Source organism: Stenotrophomonas sp. PI_27 (assembly GCF_027854495.1).
GTDB classification, from domain to species: Bacteria; Pseudomonadota; Gammaproteobacteria; order Xanthomonadales; family Xanthomonadaceae; genus Stenotrophomonas; species Stenotrophomonas pavanii.
Genome location: NZ_JAJNOF010000005.1, coordinates 47,054 through 62,213 on the forward strand (window position 1 = coordinate 47,054; position 15,160 = coordinate 62,213).

Annotated in this window: 17 protein-coding genes and 2 tRNA genes; 11 read left to right on the forward strand and 8 right to left on the reverse strand. The window is 67.3% G+C overall.

Annotation, left to right across the window (positions count from 1 at the left end; genetic code table 11):
- Positions 1-2 precede the first annotated feature (2 nt).
- The 4 genes from LRM18_RS07900 (at position 3) to LRM18_RS07915 (ending at position 3,221) form a co-directional block, all read left to right on the forward strand.
- Positions 3-590: an aminodeoxychorismate/anthranilate synthase component II gene (locus tag LRM18_RS07900; RefSeq protein ID WP_049468013.1), complete on the forward strand. Its 588-nt coding sequence runs from the start codon at positions 3-5 to the stop codon at positions 588-590.
- 16 nt (positions 591-606) lie between these two features.
- Positions 607-1,638, forward strand: a complete 1,032-nt coding sequence (trpD, locus tag LRM18_RS07905; RefSeq protein WP_064239389.1) for an anthranilate phosphoribosyltransferase — start codon at positions 607-609, stop codon at positions 1,636-1,638.
- Between the two features lie 75 nt (positions 1,639-1,713).
- Positions 1,714-2,508: an indole-3-glycerol phosphate synthase TrpC gene (trpC, locus tag LRM18_RS07910; protein ID WP_049432395.1), complete on the forward strand. Its 795-nt coding sequence runs from the start codon at positions 1,714-1,716 to the stop codon at positions 2,506-2,508.
- Positions 2,505-3,221 (forward strand): haloacid dehalogenase-like hydrolase, encoded by a 717-nt coding sequence (locus tag LRM18_RS07915; protein ID WP_005419826.1) that lies wholly within the window; start codon positions 2,505-2,507, stop codon positions 3,219-3,221. The genes trpC and LRM18_RS07915 overlap by 4 nt, the downstream gene beginning before the upstream one ends.
- Positions 3,222-3,337: 116 nt before the next feature.
- On the opposite strand, the gene LRM18_RS07920 is transcribed toward LRM18_RS07915, so the two are convergent.
- Positions 3,338-4,099 carry a sulfite exporter TauE/SafE family protein gene (locus LRM18_RS07920; RefSeq protein ID WP_049468009.1) on the reverse strand — a complete coding sequence of 254 codons (762 nt, stop codon included), beginning with the start codon at positions 4,097-4,099 and terminating at the stop codon, positions 3,338-3,340.
- 62 nt (positions 4,100-4,161) lie between these two features.
- Positions 4,162-4,851, reverse strand: a complete 690-nt coding sequence (gene crp / locus LRM18_RS07925; protein WP_010482649.1) for a cAMP-activated global transcriptional regulator CRP — start codon at positions 4,849-4,851, stop codon at positions 4,162-4,164.
- A 149-nt stretch (positions 4,852-5,000) separates the two neighbouring features.
- Here crp and speD point away from each other — a divergent pair, with 149 nt between their 5' ends.
- Positions 5,001-5,795: an adenosylmethionine decarboxylase gene (gene speD, locus LRM18_RS07930; protein WP_005411315.1), complete on the forward strand. Its 795-nt coding sequence runs from the start codon at positions 5,001-5,003 to the stop codon at positions 5,793-5,795.
- A 167-nt stretch (positions 5,796-5,962) separates the two neighbouring features.
- Positions 5,963-6,283, forward strand: coding sequence for a quaternary ammonium compound efflux SMR transporter SugE (sugE, locus tag LRM18_RS07935; protein ID WP_005419816.1), 321 nt, complete (start codon positions 5,963-5,965; stop codon positions 6,281-6,283).
- A 64-nt stretch (positions 6,284-6,347) separates the two neighbouring features.
- On the opposite strand, the gene coq7 is transcribed toward sugE, so the two are convergent.
- On the reverse strand, positions 6,348-6,992 hold the full coding sequence (coq7, locus tag LRM18_RS07940; protein WP_057494323.1) for a 2-polyprenyl-3-methyl-6-methoxy-1,4-benzoquinone monooxygenase: 645 nt from the start codon (positions 6,990-6,992) through the stop codon (positions 6,348-6,350).
- Between the two features lie 196 nt (positions 6,993-7,188).
- Between coq7 and rplM the strand changes: the two genes are divergently transcribed.
- Together rplM and rpsI are read left to right on the forward strand one after the other, a co-directional pair.
- Positions 7,189-7,617, forward strand: a complete 429-nt coding sequence (gene rplM / locus LRM18_RS07945) for a 50S ribosomal protein L13 (RefSeq protein ID WP_005414692.1) — start codon at positions 7,189-7,191, stop codon at positions 7,615-7,617.
- 2 nt (positions 7,618-7,619) lie between these two features.
- Positions 7,620-8,012 carry a 30S ribosomal protein S9 gene (rpsI, locus tag LRM18_RS07950; RefSeq protein ID WP_019661502.1) on the forward strand — a complete coding sequence of 131 codons (393 nt, stop codon included), beginning with the start codon at positions 7,620-7,622 and terminating at the stop codon, positions 8,010-8,012.
- Positions 8,013-8,334: 322 nt separating this feature from the next.
- On the opposite strand, the gene LRM18_RS07955 is transcribed toward rpsI, so the two are convergent.
- Together LRM18_RS07955 and LRM18_RS07960 are read right to left on the reverse strand one after the other, a co-directional pair.
- Positions 8,335-8,409 (reverse strand) — tRNA-Gln (locus LRM18_RS07955).
- Positions 8,410-8,464: 55 nt separating this feature from the next.
- Positions 8,465-8,541, reverse strand: a tRNA-Met gene (locus tag LRM18_RS07960).
- Between the two features lie 120 nt (positions 8,542-8,661).
- Here LRM18_RS07960 and LRM18_RS07965 point away from each other — a divergent pair.
- The 3 genes from LRM18_RS07965 to bfr all read left to right on the forward strand — a co-directional run bounded on the left by LRM18_RS07965 (position 8,662) and on the right by bfr (position 10,206).
- A complete protein-coding gene (locus tag LRM18_RS07965) occupies positions 8,662-9,282 on the forward strand; it encodes an RNA pyrophosphohydrolase (RefSeq protein WP_033833578.1) in 621 nt (206 codons plus the stop codon).
- 108 nt (positions 9,283-9,390) lie between these two features.
- A complete protein-coding gene (locus LRM18_RS07970) occupies positions 9,391-9,600 on the forward strand; it encodes a bacterioferritin-associated ferredoxin (protein ID WP_005411309.1) in 210 nt (69 codons plus the stop codon).
- 135 nt (positions 9,601-9,735) lie between these two features.
- Entirely contained in the window at positions 9,736-10,206 is a 471-nt protein-coding gene (bfr, locus tag LRM18_RS07975; RefSeq protein ID WP_033833577.1) for a bacterioferritin, read from the forward strand.
- A 1-nt stretch (position 10,207) separates the two neighbouring features.
- On the opposite strand, the gene LRM18_RS07980 is transcribed toward bfr, so the two are convergent.
- Genes LRM18_RS07980 through LRM18_RS07990 form a run of 3 tightly spaced genes read right to left on the reverse strand, consistent with a single transcriptional unit; the run spans position 10,208 to position 14,986 of the window.
- Entirely contained in the window at positions 10,208-12,433 is a 2,226-nt protein-coding gene (locus LRM18_RS07980; protein ID WP_270953317.1) for a hybrid sensor histidine kinase/response regulator, read from the reverse strand.
- Between the two features lies 1 nt (position 12,434).
- Positions 12,435-14,324, reverse strand: a complete 1,890-nt coding sequence (locus tag LRM18_RS07985; RefSeq protein WP_270953319.1) for an EAL domain-containing protein — start codon at positions 14,322-14,324, stop codon at positions 12,435-12,437.
- Between the two features lie 44 nt (positions 14,325-14,368).
- Entirely contained in the window at positions 14,369-14,986 is a 618-nt protein-coding gene (locus LRM18_RS07990) for a DUF4126 domain-containing protein (RefSeq protein WP_053461578.1), read from the reverse strand.
- Positions 14,987-15,160: the final 174 nt, after the last annotated feature.

The window sequence follows — 15,160 nt, forward strand, 5'->3', positions numbered from 1 at the left end:
CCATGTTGTGGATGATCGACAACTACGACAGCTTCACCTACAACCTCGTGCAGTACCTGCAGACGCTGGGCGCCGAAGTGAAGGTGGTGCGCAATGATGCGATGAGCGTGGATGAGATCGCCGCGCAGAAACCCGAGCGCATCGTCATCTCGCCTGGCCCGTGCACGCCCAACGAAGCGGGCGTGTCGCTGGAATTGATCCAGCGCCTGGGCCCGACCACGCCGATCCTCGGCGTGTGCCTGGGCCATCAGGGCATCGGCCAGGTCTACGGCGGCACCGTCATCCGTGCCGGCAACATCATGCACGGCAAGACCTCGCCGATCCGCCATGAAGGCAAGGGCGTGTTCGCCGGCCTGCCCGACCGCTACCAGGCCACCCGCTACCACTCGCTGGTGGTGGACAAGAACAGCCTGCCCGATGTGCTGGAAGTGACCGCCTGGACCGAGAACGAGGACGGCTCGATCGAAGAGATCATGGGCCTGCGCCACCGCCAGTTCCCGGTGGAAGGCGTGCAGTTCCATCCCGAATCCATCCTCACCGAACACGGCCACGCGCTGCTGCGCAATTTCCTGCAGCGTCCGGCGGCCTGATCCAAGGAGCATTCCCATGAGCTTCTCCCCCCAGGAAGCCCTGCATCGCACCATCGAGCACCGCGAAATCTTCTTCGACGAAATGGTCGACCTGATGCGGCAGATCATGCGCGGCGACGTGTCGCCGATGATGACCGCGGCGATCCTCACCGGCCTGCGCGTGAAGAAGGAGACTGTGGACGAGATCGCCGCGGCGGCCACCGTGATGCGTGAATTCGCCCGGCCAGTGCCGGTGGCCGATACCTCCAACCTGGTTGATATCGTCGGTACCGGTGGCGATGGCTCGCACACCTTCAACATCTCCACCTGCTCGATGTTCGTGGCCGCTGCCGCCGGTGCGCGCGTGGCCAAGCACGGCAACCGCAGCGTGTCTTCCAAGTCCGGCAGTGCCGACGCGCTGGAAGCGCTGGGCGCGGTGATCGAACTGCAGCCGGACCAGGTGGCCGCCGCCATCGACCGGACCGGCATCGGCTTCATGTTCGCGCCGATCCATCACCCCTCGATGAAGGTGGTCGCGCCGGTACGCCGCGAAATGGGCGTGCGCACCATCTTCAACATCCTTGGCCCGCTGACCAATCCGGCCAGCGCGCCGTCGGTACTGATGGGCGTGTTCCATCCCGATCTGGTGGGCATCCAGGCCCGCGTGCTGCGCGAGCTGGGCACCGAGCGCGCCATGGTGGTCTGGGGCCGCGACAACATGGACGAGATCTCGCTGGGCGCCGGCACCCTGGTCGGCGAGCTGCGCGACGGCAAGGTGCGTGAGTACGAGATCCACCCGGAGGACTTCGGCATCGCCATGTCGGCCAGCCGCAACCTGCGCGTGGACGGCCCGGAGCAGTCCATCCAGATGCTGCGCGCCGTGCTGGACAATGCGTCCGGCCCGGCGCTGGACATCGTTGCGTTGAATGCCGGCGCCGCCCTGTACGTGGCCGGCGTGGCCAGCGACATCGGCGATGGCCTGGCCCGCGCCCGTGCCGCCATTGCCAACGGCAGCGCCCGCCAGCGCCTGCAGCAGTACGTGGAAACCACCCGCGCGCTGGTTGCCTGAGCGCGCGGTTCAGCCTGACCCCGTCGATGGCCGATAATGGCCGTCCTCACCGCCCCCCGCACCGACCCGAAGACGATGAGCGACATCCTGCAGACGATCCTGGCCCGCAAGGCCGAAGAAGTGGCCCAGCGCCGCGCCCAGCGCCCGCTCGAGGCGCTGCAGGCCGCCGTGGCCAGCGCCCCGCCGGTACGTGGCTTCGTGCGCGCGTTGCAGGCGGCGGTGGCCAACGGCGACCCGGCGGTGATCGCCGAGGTGAAGAAGGCCAGCCCGTCCAAGGGCGTCATCCGCCCGGACTTCCGCCCGGCCGACATCGCCGTCAGCTACGAGTTCGGCGGTGCCAGCTGCCTGTCGGTGCTGACCGACGTGGATTTCTTCCAGGGCGCCGACGCCTACCTGCAGCAGGCGCGCGAGGCCTGCACGCTGCCGGTGCTGCGCAAGGACTTCGTGATCGACGCCTACCAGGTGTACGAGGCACGCGTGCTGGGCGCCGACTGCATCCTGCTGATCGTGGCCGCGCTGGACGACACCCAGCTGGCCACGTTGTCCGAACTGGCGTTGTCGCTGGGCATGGACGTGCTGGTGGAAGTGCACGACATCGATGAACTGGAGCGCGCCCTGCAGGTGCCGGCGCCGATGATCGGCATCAACAACCGCAACCTGCGCACGTTCGAGGTGTCGCTGCAGACCACGCTGGACATGCAGCAGGCCGTGCCGCGTGACCGCCTGCTGGTCACCGAGAGCGGCATCCTCGGCCCGCAGGATGTCGCGCTGATGCGCGATGCCGGGATCCATGCCTTCCTGGTCGGCGAGGCCTTCATGCGCGTGGAAGAGCCGGGCGAGGGCCTGCGTCAGCTATTCTTCGCGGCATGACAACGCACTATCCAACGCCGCGCGAGGATGCGCCGCTGGTGGTCTTCGACTTCGACCACACTCTCTACGACGGCGATTCGGGCACCCACCTGTTCGCCTCGCTGATCAAGCGCAACCCGTTGCGCATGCTGGCGGCGCTGCTGGTCACGCCGATCGCCGGGCCGATGGTGGCGATGCTGCCGACCCGCCGTGCGGGCATCTCGGTCTATGTGTGGATCGGCAGCTTCGGCCTGCACCGTGCCCGCGACTTCAACAAGGTGATCGACGCCTACGTGCTGCGCAACCAGGCGCAGATGCGCGCCAAGCTGCTGCCGCAGGCGCTGGAGGTGTTCGCCGCGCACCGTGCCAAGGGCGACCGCGTGGTGGTCGCCACCGGCGCGCCGCCGGAACTGGCACGCGCCATCCTGGCCTTCGTGGCCCATCAGGACGTGCCGGTGATCGGCACCGAGGTCGGCCCGCGGCTGGGCGGCGTCGGCCCGACCCGACACTGCCACAACGAAGAAAAGATGCGCATGCTGCGCGAGCGCGGCTATGGCGACATCGATATCGCCTATTCCGACAGTACCGCCGACCTGCCGCTGCTGCTGGCGGCCAAGGCGCCGGTGGTGGTGAACCCGAAGCCGGGCCGGGTGGCGTTCTTCCGCCGCGTGCTGCCGGCCGGCACCCGCATCCTCAACTGGGGTTGCGTGGACCGGGGCGGCGACAAGGCGTAGCCCGGGGCCAGATCCCGTCGGGGGCCTGACCCCATCGCACGATGACGGATCTGCCGGCCAGCGGCCGGCACTACCCTCCTCCGTCGCGGTTGTGCCGGCCGCTGGCCGGCAAACGCTCAATGCCCCAGGTACCCGTACACCGCGTGCCCGACCTGGAACAGGCTGATCCCCAGCACCAGCACGCCGACGGCCACCAGCACCCAGCGCTCTTGCACCCGCTTGACCAGGATGGCCGCCACCGGCGCGGCCATCATGCCGCCGATCAGCAGGCCGGCGACGATCTGCAGGTGCTGCACCCCCATCGACAGCAGGAAGGTCGCCGACACCGTCAGCGTGACCACGAACTCCGCTGCATTGACCGTACCGATCGTGGTACGCGCCTGGCCACCACGGGCGAGCAGGGTGGACGTGGCGATCGGCCCCCAGCCGCCACCGCCGCTGGCGTCGAGCAGGCCCGCGAAGAAGCCCAGCACCGGTACCCGGCGGATCTCGCCCTTGGGCATCCAGCGTCCGGCCGCGCGGGCCAGGATGATGATCGCCAGCACCAGCAGGTACAGGTAGATCAGTGGCCGGATGATCTCGCCCGGAATCTGCGTGAGCACGTACGCGCCCACGGCACCGCCCACCGCGCCAGGCAGGGCCAGGCGCAGGAACAGGCGTTTATCGACATTTCCGGCTGCGAGGTGCGACACACCCGAGGCACCAGTGGTGAACACTTCGGCGGTGTGGATGCTCGCGCTGACCTGCGCCGGCGGCAGGCCCATGCTCAGCATCACCGACGAGGACACCAGGCCGAAGGCCATGCCCAGCGCACCGTCGACCAGCTGTGCGCCCAGGCCGATGAGGATGAACCACCAGAATTCGCTGCTCAGCTCCATGTCCCGAGCCTAGCGCGCGAAGGAGTGCGGACCAAGGTCCGCACCCACCGGGTGCTCAACGGTCAACGGGTGCCGTACAGCACCACGGTCTTGCCGCGGGCATGCAGCAGGCCGTCGGTCTGCAGCTTCTTCAGCACGCGGCCGGCCATTTCGCGCGAGCAGCCGACCAGGCGCGCCAGTTCCTGGCGCGAGACGCGCAGCTGGCTGCCCTGCGGGTGGCTCATTGCTTCCGGTTCCTGCGCCAGGTCGTGCAGGGTGCGCACGATCCGGTCGGTGACGTCCAGGAATGCCAGTCGGCTGGCCTTGCGGCTGGTGTCGAGCAGGCGCTTGGAGATCTGCTGGCCCAGCGCGTACAGCAGGCGCGGGGCATCGGCCGACAGCGGGCCGAGGAACAGCTGATGCAGGCGCTCGTAGCTGATTTCAGCCAGCTCGCAGGCGGTGCGGGTCCGCAGGATCACCTCGCGGCGGTCCGATTCAACGAACAGGCCCATCTCGCCGACGAACTCGCCGGCACCGAAGTAGCCCAGCACAAGCTCGCGGTCGTCATCTTCCTCGGCCATGATCGAAACCGAGCCGCTGATGACGTAATACAGGGTTCCCGCCGGGTCACCGGGTCGGAAGACGTCGGTACGGGTGGGATATCGCCGCCTGTGGCTGTGCGCCAGGAAACGATCGATTGTGGCGATATCCAGGGCCAGTGGACTGCTAGCTAGGCGCACGGTTGACACGATAGGGGCGCTCCCTCTGCGCATGAACGGATTCACGGGGTCGATAGCGGAGCTTAACCAGCGCAATTGTTAAGGGCAAACAGTGTGCCAGAACTCTTGCGTCTTCACGTTCCCCCCGGGGGCAGTTTGCCCCATAATTCCCCCTTTCCCTTCTTACACAGGAATCGACCGCCGTGGTCAAGCCGTTGCCTCGCCTGAGGCTGCAGGGTTTCAACAACCTCACCAAGGCGCTGAGCTTCAACATCTATGACGTGTGTTACGCGCGCACCGAAGAGGAGCGTCAGCGTTACATTGAATACATCGATGAAGAGTACAACGCCGACAGGCTGACTCAAATCTTGACCGATGTCGCCGAGATCATCGGTGCCAACATCCTGAACGTGGCCCGCCAGGACTACGACCCGCAGGGTGCCTCGGTGACCATCCTGATCTCCGAAGAACCGGTGATCGACAAGAAGCTGGCCGGCAAGGAGCTGATCTCCGACGCGGTGGTCGCGCACATGGACAAGAGCCACATCACTGTCCATACCTACCCGGAAACCCATCCGCAGGAAGGCATCGCGACGTTCCGCGCGGACATCGACGTAGCCACCTGTGGCGTCATTTCCCCGCTGAAGGCCCTGAACTACCTGATCGAGAGCCTTGAGTCGGACATCGTGATCATGGATTACCGCGTCCGTGGCTTCACCCGCGATGTGAAGGGCAAGAAGCACTTCATCGACCACAAGATCAACTCGATCCAGAACTTCCTGGCCAAGAACATCAAGTCGCGTTACGAGATGTTCGACGTCAACGTCTACCAGGAGAACATCTTCCACACGAAGATGCACCTGAAGGACTTCGACCTGGATCAGTACCTGTTCGAGGAGAAGGCCAAGAACCTGTCGTTCAAGGAGCGCATGAAGATCGAAGCGCTGCTCAAGCGCGAGATCGAAGAGCTGTTCCACGGCCGGAACCTGTCCGAGTAAGCCCATGCGCGATGCCTGCAGGCATCGCCGCCCCAGGCGGGACGACCCGCCCCGTGGAACTGGTGTCGCACCTGCGATATTGTTCCACGGTGATGTACCGACCCACGGCCCGGTGTGAAAACACCGGGCCGTTTTGTTTTCCCAAGAAAGGTAAGGAGCCCCCACCCATGCCCTGGATCTACCTGCTGCTGGCCGGCCTGTTCGAGATCGGTTTCGCCCTCGGAATGAAGTACTCGGAAGGTTTCAGCAAACCCCTGCCCACCGTTGCCACGGTGGTGTCGGCCCTGATCAGCCTGTACCTGATGAGCCAGGCGATGAAGAGCATCCCGGTCGGCACCGCCTACGCGATCTGGACCGGCATCGGAGCCATGGGCGTGGCGGTGCTGGGCATCTACCTGTTCAACGACAGTGCGTCGCCGGCCCGCCTGGCCTGCGTGGGACTGATCGTGGCCGGCGTGATCGGCCTGAAGCTGGTCTCGCCGAACTGATCGATCGTGCCGGCCGCTGGCCGGCAGGCACGACCGGTCGGTCACAGCCGACCGCGTGTCGCGGCTACAGCCGGTAGGCAATGGTCTTCATCACCCTGGAGGCCAGGGCCATCGCGCCGGGGATCGGGAACGGCAGGCGGCGTGCGCCGGCCTGCTCGGCATGCTCCGCATGGCGCGCCTCGTCTTCCTTCATCACCTGGATGACCGCGCGGCTGCGCAGGTCGCCGGCCGGCAGGTCGACCAGGTGCTCGTCCAGATGGGCTTCCACCTGGCGCTCGGTCTCGACCACGAAGCCCAGGTTCCAGCCGTCGCCACGCAGCCCGGCCAGGGTGCCGATGGTGTAGCTGCCGGCGTACCACAGGGGGTTGAACAGGCTGGGACGGCTGTCCAGTTCGGCCAGCCGGGTGGCGCACCAGGCCAGGTGGTCGGTTTCTTCCTGGGCCGCTTCCAGCAGGTGGTCACGCGTGGCCGGGTCACGGGCCACGGCGGCCTGGCCGAAATACAGGCCCTGCGCGCAGACCTCGCCCACGTGGTTGATCCGCATCAGGCCAGCCGCGTGGCGGCGCTCGGCGCGATCCATGCCGGGCTCGCCGGTGTCCGTGGCGGGGTAGGGACGGGCCGCCGGCGGGTTGCCGAACACGGTGTCCAGGGCGCGCTGCGCCTCGGTCAGCAGGTGGTCCAGCGGGGTGGTCTGGCGGAGCACGGTCATGGCGGTACGCGGCGGGGCGGAAGACCCGTCGATTCTCGCCCGGCCCCGTCCCCCTGCCAACCCGCGGCGGGGCCGGCTTGCATCGCGGGCGTGATCTGCGTACAATCCCGCCTCTTGCGCTTCACCTTTCACAACGCGTGGCAGAGTTCCGGCGAGTCCTTCGCCGCAATGAGCCCGACCTAACCTAGAGTTCTTCATGAGCACTTTCACTGCCAAGAACGAGACCGTCCAGCGCGACTGGTACCTCGTCGACGCCGAGGGCAAGACCCTGGGCCGTCTCGCCACCGAGCTGGCCCGCCGTCTGCGTGGCAAGCACAAGCCGGTCTACACCCCGCACGTTGATACCGGCGACTACCTGGTCGTCATCAATGCAGAAAAGATTGCCGTCACCGGCAAGAAGCTGCAGGACAAGATGTATCACCGTTTCACCGGTTACATCGGCAACCTGAAGACCGAATCCCTGGCCCAGGCGCTGGAGCGCCACCCGGAGCGCGTGATCGAGATCGCCGTGAAGGGCATGCTGCCGAAGGGCCCGCTGGGTCGCCAGATGTACCGCAAGCTCAAGGTCTACGCCGGCACTGAGCATCCGCACGCCGCACAGCAGCCGCAGGTTCTGGATATCTAATCATGGCTATCACTCAAAACTACGGCACTGGCCGCCGCAAGTCCTCCACCGCTCGCGTGTTCCTGCGCAAGGGTTCGGGCAACATCACCGTCAATGGCCGTCCGCTGGACGAGTTCTTCGGTCGTGAGACCGCGCGCATGATCGTGCGCCAGCCGCTCGAGCTGACCAAGAACACCGAGAGCTTCGACATCCTGGTCACCGCCGCTGGCGGCGGCACCACCGGCCAGGCCGGTGCGATCCGCCTGGGCATCGCCCGTGCGCTGGTCGAGTACGACGAAAGCCTGAAGTCCGAGCTGCGCAAGGCTGGCTTCATGACCCGCGACGCCCGTGAGGTCGAGCGTAAGAAGGTCGGTCTGCACAAGGCCCGCCGCGCCACCCAGTTCTCCAAGCGCTGATCCACCGCGCCTGGTTGGGCCCCTTCGGGGGCCCGCTGGATGGAAAAGCAAAAGCCCGGCTTCGGCCGGGCTTTTGTCGTTTCGGGAGGATGCATTTCCGGGTTGCCGGCCAGCGGCCGGCACTACCCATGGTTGCGCATCTCGGAAGGGGTGGGGTCAGAGCCCTTTCCTTTGGAAAAGGATCCGCCCCGGGCCTCTCTCTGGAGGAGAGCCCCCTTGATGTTCAAGGGGGTGCGCCGACAGGCGCGGGGATAAGGTGGAATGCGCGACCAAGTTAAAAGCAAAAGGCCAGATCTTTCGATCTGGCCTTTTGCTTTTAATTTGGCTGCCCCGGATGGATTCGAACCACCGAATGCCTGAGTCAGAGTCAGGTGCCTTACCGCTTGGCGACGGGGCAAAACGTGCAACTATTTTCTCACTCTTCACGCTGAAAAACAACTTGAATTTCAGTGTGGTGGCTATGGGTGGACTCGAACCACCGACCCCAGCATTATGAGTGCTGTGCTCTAACCGGCTGAGCTACATAGCCTTGGTGAGCCCGCTATTCTGCGGATGTGTATGGCCCCTGTCAACACTTTTGTGCCGTGCTTGTGGGCCGACAGACGGCGTGGGATAGTCCCGACCAGTAGATTTTTTAGGAGTCCGCATCGTGATCGATCCGGACGGCTATCGACCGAACGTCGGCATCGTGCTGATGCGGCAGGACGGCCAGGTGTTCTGGGCACGACGCGTGCGCCGGGATGGTTGGCAGTTCCCGCAGGGCGGCATGAATACCGACGAGACGCCTGTCGAGGCCATGTATCGTGAACTGCAGGAAGAGACCGGCCTGCTGCCTGAGCATGTGGAAGTGCTCGGGGCGACACCCGGCTGGCTGCGCTACAAGCTGCCGGCACGGGCCATCCGCCGCAACGAGCGGCAGGTCTGCATCGGCCAGAAGCAGGTCTGGTTCCTGCTGCGCCTGACCGGCGACGAATCCCACGTGAAGCTGGACCACACCGACTCGCCCGAGTTCGACCACTGGCGCTGGGTCGATTTCTGGTACCCGGTGGAGCACGTGGTGATGTTCAAGCGCGGGGTCTATGCGCGCGCATTGCGACACCTGGCGCCGTTGGCGCGCGGGGTGGCCGGGCCGGGCGTCACCGCCATGCCCAAGAGCGCGGCCGAGGCCTGGATGCCCGGCCACACCGCCGGCCACGACCGGCCGCGCAAGCGCCCCCGAACCCGGGGCTATTGGCCGAAGAAGGCCACCGGCGACGGTCCGGCGAGCTGACAGCCTGAACGGTATCGAGAATGGTTCAGGTCTCTGATTGACAACCATTCTCGTTTCCATTGGAATAGCCAACAGGCCGCTCCTGGCCTGCCAGCCCGGTTCCCGCCTGTGTACGTCTGCATCTGCAACGGAGTCACCGACCACCAGATCCGCGAAGCCGCCAGCCATGGCGTCAGTACGGTGGCCGAACTGACCATGCGTACCGGATGTGGTGCCACCTGCGGTTCCTGCCTGGACATGGCCGGTGATCTGCTGGCCAAGGCGCGCGCGACCCATGACCTGCCGCTGCCGGTCCTCGGCCTGGCACAGGTCGCCTGAGCGGTTCTTTCGCGGCGCAGCGCTTTCGCATCCTTCACGCGCGGCCGCGCAGGCCAATGCGCACGATTCGCGTTCCTTCACCCCGATACGCAAGGCGTTAAAGTGCCTGCGTTTTCAGCGTGCAGGAGCATCCCCATGAAGGGCGACACCAAGGTCATCGAATTCCTCAACAAGGTCCTCTACAACGAGTTGACCGCGATCAACCAGTACTTCCTGCACGCCAAGATGCTGAAGAACTGGGGCATCAAGGAACTGGCCGAACACGAGTACAAGGAATCGATCGACGAGATGAAGCATGCCGACATGCTCGCCGACCGCATCCTGTTCCTCGAAGGCCTGCCGAACTTCCAGGCGCTGGGTAAGCTGCGCATCGGCGAAAACCCGACCGAGATCCTGCAGTGCGACCTGTCACTGGAACGCGATGGCGTGGTCACCCTGCGCGAGGCCGTCGCCCATGCCGATTCGGTCGGCGACTACGTCAGCCGCCAGCTGTTCGTGAAGATTCTCGATTCGGAAGAAGAGCACATCGACTGGCTGGAAACCCAGCTCGACCTGATCGAGCGCATCGGTGAGCCGAAGTACCTGCTGAGCAAGCTGGAAGAGTGAATCAGCCGGACTGGCCGGCGCGATGCTGTGCCAGGTAGCCGGTCAGCGCCACCCGTGCGCGGGCGAATTCGGCCACCAGCAGCGCCACCGCGACCGCGGGGCGCTGCAGGCTGCCACTCCGGGCTTCGTGCTCGATTCGCTGCGCAACCGCCGACAGCGACAGCGCGCCCACGTTCGCGCTCGATGATTTCAGGCTGTGCGCGAGCGCCTGCAGGCGCGGCTCATCACCGGCCTGCGCGGCCTGCTGCAGCTGCTGCACCATGACCGGTGCATCTTCCAGAAAGACCGTAACGATCTGGGTCGCAGCGTCGCCGATCACCGCGCGCAGTTCGTCCAGCACCCCGCGGTCGAGGACCGGTTGCGGCGTCGTGCCGACCGGGCCGTCATCGCCTTGGGGCGCCTGTTCCAGGCCGTCGCCAGCGACGTTGGCAGCCGCGCCTGCCGCTGCCGCCGGCTCTACGGAAGGCAGCGGCAACGAGGCCGCGTTCCGGCGACCCCAGCGCTGCAGCAGCGCGTGCAGCATGGCGCGGTCGATCGGCTTGGACAGGTAATCGTCCATCCCCGCCTGCAGGCAGCGCTCGCGGTCGCCGGCCATGGCGTTGGCGGTCATTGCGATGATCGGCAGTCGCGCACGACCGGTTTCTGCTTCTTCGGCACGCCAGTGGCGCGTGGCGGCGTAGCCGTCCAGCACCGGCATCTGGCAATCCATCAATACGACGTCCACCTCACCCTGGCGCAGGGCAAGCAGTGCCTGCTCGCCATCGGCCGCATTGCGGACCTCGCACTGGAACACGCGCAGCAGCTGCTCGGCCACCATCCGGTTGACCGTGTTGTCCTCCACCAGCAGCACGCGCAGATGCAGCGGCGGCAGCGAGGCCACCGGTTGCGCGTCGTCCGCGTTGGCCAGCAGTGCTGCGGGGCGCGCAGGGGTGACCGGTGCAGCCAGCAGCGCATGCACGGCGGCATCGTCGAAGTGCGTGGGCAGCTGGCGCTGGCGCGGTCGTTGCGCCGGTGCGTCATCCTGCAGCCAGAGCACCTGCAGTGTGTCGTCGTCACCGCGCTCGGCCAGTGCCTGCTGCAGCGTCGCCTCGCCGCTGCGGCGCGCGCGCGCGTCGACCAGCAGCCAGGCCGGTGCCGGTTGTCCGGGCCGTGGCGCCGCGCGCAGGCGTTCGACCACGGCGTCCAGCTGCGACAGCACCTGTACCTGCAGCCCATGGTGGGCCGCGATGCGCCCGATGCGGGCCTGCAGCGGCGCGTCGGCACTGAACAGCAGCAGCGGGGCCGGCGCCCGCGACATCGCGGGCAGGTCGCCCGGCACCTTCAGCAGCGGAATCTCGAACCAGAACGTAGCACCCTGGCCGGGCGTGGACTGCACGCCGATGCGGCCGTGCATCAGGTCGATGATGCGTTTGCAGATGGCCAGGCCCAGGCCGGTGCCGCCATAGATGCGGGTGGTCGAGGCGTCGGCCTGGCTGAAGGACTGGAACAGGCGCGCCTGCAGGGCTTCATCGATGCCGATGCCGGTATCGATGACCTCGAAGCGCAGCTGGTGCTGTGCGGCGCCTTCGCCCAGGCGCAGCACGCGCAGCTGCACGTGGCCGCGCGCGGTGAACTTGATCGCGTTGGCCAGCAGGTTGCTCAGGACCTGGCGCAGGCGTACCGGGTCGCCGCGCACCGGCAGGCGCACCGATGGATCAAGCTGCAGGGCCAGGGCCAGGCCCTTGGCATCGGCCGCGCGCTGCATCAGCTGGACGACGCCATCGAGCAGATCGCGCAGGTTGAAACTGGTGATCTCCAGTTCCAGCGCCTGTGCCTCCAGCCGTGAGTAATCGAGGATGTCGTCGACGATGCGCAGCAGCTGCTGCGAGCTGGCCGAGGCAGTGGCCAGCATCTGTCGCTGGTCTTCGCCCAGCGGCCCGCGCGCGATCAGCTCCAGCATCGGCAGGATGCCATTGAGCGGGGTGCGGATCTCGTGGCTCATCGTGGCCAGGAACTCGCCCTTGGCCAGCGCAGCCGCTTCGGCGGCCTGCTTGGCCTGCAGCAGCTGCTGCTCCAGCTGGCCCTGGCGTTCGGTGGTGCGGCGCAGCTGGTCGCGCTCGGCGGCGAGCGCGTCGTGGGCGCGCCGCAGCTGGGCCAGTGCCTGGGCGCGCGCGCGCAGGCGCAGGCCCACCACCAGCGCCGGGGCGGCTGCAGCGAGGGCAACCAGCAGCACGCCCCACAGCGGCACGTCAGAGCACCGCGTTGTGGAAGTCGAAGTTCAGGTCGCTGCCGGCCGACTGCACCATGTTGCCCTGGATGTAGTCCACGCCGCCGACCCACATCGCCGCGGCCGCCTGCGGATCCTCGATCTGCTGGCCGATGATCTTCAGTCCGGCGGCATGCGCCTGTTCGATCGCCTTGCGCAGTTCCTCGCGCGTGGCGGGGTTGGAATGGCTGCTGGAGAAGCGCGCGGCCATGCGCACGAACGACAGCGGCAGCTGGGTCAGCAGGGCGTCGGCGTCGCCGCCGGGTTCGAACTGGCTCAGGCAGAAGCGCACCCCGGCACTGGCCATGCGCTGGCAGAACTGCTGCAGCGGCACGGTGTGGATCAGCGCATCGGGCAAGCGCACGTCGATCACCAGCGCTGCGCCGGGCAGGTCGCGCTGCTGCAGCGATTCCAGCAGCCAGTCGGCGAAGGCATCGCGCTGCAGGGTGCGCAGCGACTGCGAGACGAACAGGTTCAGCGGCTGCGTCGCGTGTCGGTACAGATCCAGCAGCCCCAGCGCGTGGTCCATGACCTGCTGGTCCAGGTCGGCGATGCGGCCCGCTGCTTCCGCCGCCGGGATCACCTGGCCGGCGGCCAGCACCGTGCCATCGGCCTGGCGCAGGCGCAGCAGCAGCTGGTACTGCGCGGTGTTGCCACCGGCGACGGCGACGATCGGCTGGTAGGCCAGTTCCAGCTGGCCTTCCAGCAGGGCCAGATGCTCCTGTTCGGTGACCGCCTGGCGATGCACATGGCCCGCCACGCCGGCACTGAGCAGGCGGGCCTGCAGGGTGGTGCGCTCGACCGCCTCCAGCGCACTGTTGGCATCCTCGAAGCCCGGTGACAGGGGGGCATAGCCGACCACGCCGCGCAGGTGCACCGATTCGTCGTCGCGGATCACGAAGGCGCGTGCCGACAGCTGCTCGCGCAGGGAAGCGGCGATGCCCTCCAGCGCGTCCTCGTCGGCGTTGCGGGCCAGCAGCAGGAAACTGTTGTCGTTCAGGCGGGCCAGCAGGTGCGGATGCCCGGCCTCGGCCAGGCGCTGCCCGGCCTGCACCATCAGCCGTTCAAACGCGGCATAGCCATAGCGCTCGCGCAGGCCCAGCGCGCTGGCCACTTCGACGAAGAACACGCCGCCGCGGTCGCGGTGGGCAAGTGCGGTGTTGAGCTGCTGCAGCACGTGATGGCGCGTCGGCAGGCCGGTTTCCGGATTGCTGGTGGCCGGTGCGCCGCTGGCACCAGGCAGGGTCGCCGCCTGGGCGCGTGCGCGGCGGATGCGGTTGGCCACCGCGGCGATCAGGTGGCGGGGCCGGATCGGCTTGCTCAGGTAATCGTCGGCGCCGCTGTCGAGTACCTCGAACTGGCGCTCCGGATCCGGATCACCGCTGAGGAACACGATCGGCAGCAGCTGCAGGCCGGGCTGCTGGCGGATCAGTGCGGTCAGCCGCATGCCATCCAGCCCGGGCAGGTGCAGATCCATCAGGATCAGGTCGGGGCGGTGTTCCTTGATCGCCTGCAGCGCGCCATCGGCGTCGCTGTGCACGATCGCCTGCATGCCGGCGCCGTGCAGCACGCTCTGCGCGAACAGGGCCTGCGCACGATCGTCTTCGACGATCAGCACGCGGTAGGGCGAGTCCGATGACGGTGGGGCAAGATCGTTGTTGCCGGCTTCGGCCGCGGTGATCGGACCGGGCAGCGGCGGCGGTGCGCCGTTGGCCGGGGCAGGCACATCGGCCGCCACGGCGGGCGGGGCCGCAGCCATCGGTGCGGCAACCGCAGGCGGCGCCGCCTCCGGCGTCCAGCGTTGCCAATGATCGGCCGGAGGGGTTTCAGCGCGTCCCGGGCGGGCGCCCGCGGGGGATTCGTTTGCGGCCATCGGTGCTCCTGGTGTTCGCGTCCATTATGCGACAAGCCCGGTGCTCAGCCGCTGCCGGTGTGCCCGGGGGCTGATGCGGATGCACCGCGCGCCAGCCAGCGCACGCCCTTCCACAGTGCGCGCCAGACCAGCCACACCAGCAGTGCGCCGGCCAGGCTGCAGGCCAGCACCACCACCAGGGCGATCCACGGATGCGCCAACGCCAGTGCCAGCCCGCCGACCACCACGGTGTCTTCGGCAGCGGAGGCCACCCAGTTGCTGGCCGGTTCCGGTGAGGTGTTGAGCAGGGCGCGGGTGCCGGCCTTCAGGCCGTGGCTGGCCAGGGCGACGCCGGCACCGGCGGCGAGTGCGCCGGCGCCGAGCTGACCGTCGGGCGACAGGGTGGCCGCTGCGAGGAACGCGCCGGCCGGCACGCGTGCGAGCGTCTGCACCAGGTCCCAGACCGAGTCCACGCCGGGAATCTTGTCGGCGAAGAACTCGGCGATGGCCAGTGCTGCCGACGTGCCCAGCACCCACCAGGATTCGGTGGCCTGCAGGGCGGGCGGCAGCTCGACCCAGCCGAGCAGGCCGGCCAGGCCGACGCCGAACACGGTGAGGTAGACGCGGATTCCGGCCAGCCAGGCCAGCAGGATGCCGATCACGAACAGGTGGGCTTCGGTCATGGCGGTGCTCCGGCGACGGAACTGTGCAGGGGGCCACACTATCGACGATGGCGTGCCTGAACGCCACAGACCGTGGCCGGCCAGGGCGCAGGAAACCCCCTCGTCCTGTCATACACTAACCCGTCGTTTGCCACAGGGGCCGTACCGGTGTCGCCCTCGCGATACCCCGGAAAC

Excerpts from the sequence above, each read along its gene's own strand:
- LRM18_RS07900 (WP_049468013.1), top strand. The coding sequence starts at position 3 with ATGTTGTGGATGATCGACAACTACGACAGCTTCACCTACAACCTCGTG.
- trpD (WP_064239389.1), top strand. The coding sequence starts at position 607 with ATGAGCTTCTCCCCCCAGGAAGCCCTGCATCGCACCATCGAGCACCGC.
- trpC (WP_049432395.1), top strand. The coding sequence starts at position 1,714 with ATGAGCGACATCCTGCAGACGATCCTGGCCCGCAAGGCCGAAGAAGTG.
- LRM18_RS07915 (WP_005419826.1), top strand. The coding sequence starts at position 2,505 with ATGACAACGCACTATCCAACGCCGCGCGAGGATGCGCCGCTGGTGGTC.
- LRM18_RS07920 (WP_049468009.1), bottom strand. The coding sequence starts at position 4,099 with ATGGAGCTGAGCAGCGAATTCTGGTGGTTCATCCTCATCGGCCTGGGC.
- crp (WP_010482649.1), bottom strand. The coding sequence starts at position 4,851 with ATGCGCAGAGGGAGCGCCCCTATCGTGTCAACCGTGCGCCTAGCTAGC.
- sugE (WP_005419816.1), top strand. The coding sequence starts at position 5,963 with ATGCCCTGGATCTACCTGCTGCTGGCCGGCCTGTTCGAGATCGGTTTC.
- coq7 (WP_057494323.1), bottom strand. The coding sequence starts at position 6,992 with ATGACCGTGCTCCGCCAGACCACCCCGCTGGACCACCTGCTGACCGAG.
- rplM (WP_005414692.1), top strand. The coding sequence starts at position 7,189 with ATGAGCACTTTCACTGCCAAGAACGAGACCGTCCAGCGCGACTGGTAC.
- rpsI (WP_019661502.1), top strand. The coding sequence starts at position 7,620 with ATGGCTATCACTCAAAACTACGGCACTGGCCGCCGCAAGTCCTCCACC.
- bfr (WP_033833577.1), top strand. The coding sequence starts at position 9,736 with ATGAAGGGCGACACCAAGGTCATCGAATTCCTCAACAAGGTCCTCTAC.
- LRM18_RS07985 (WP_270953319.1), bottom strand. The coding sequence starts at position 14,324 with ATGGCCGCAAACGAATCCCCCGCGGGCGCCCGCCCGGGACGCGCTGAA.
- LRM18_RS07990 (WP_053461578.1), bottom strand. The coding sequence starts at position 14,986 with ATGACCGAAGCCCACCTGTTCGTGATCGGCATCCTGCTGGCCTGGCTG.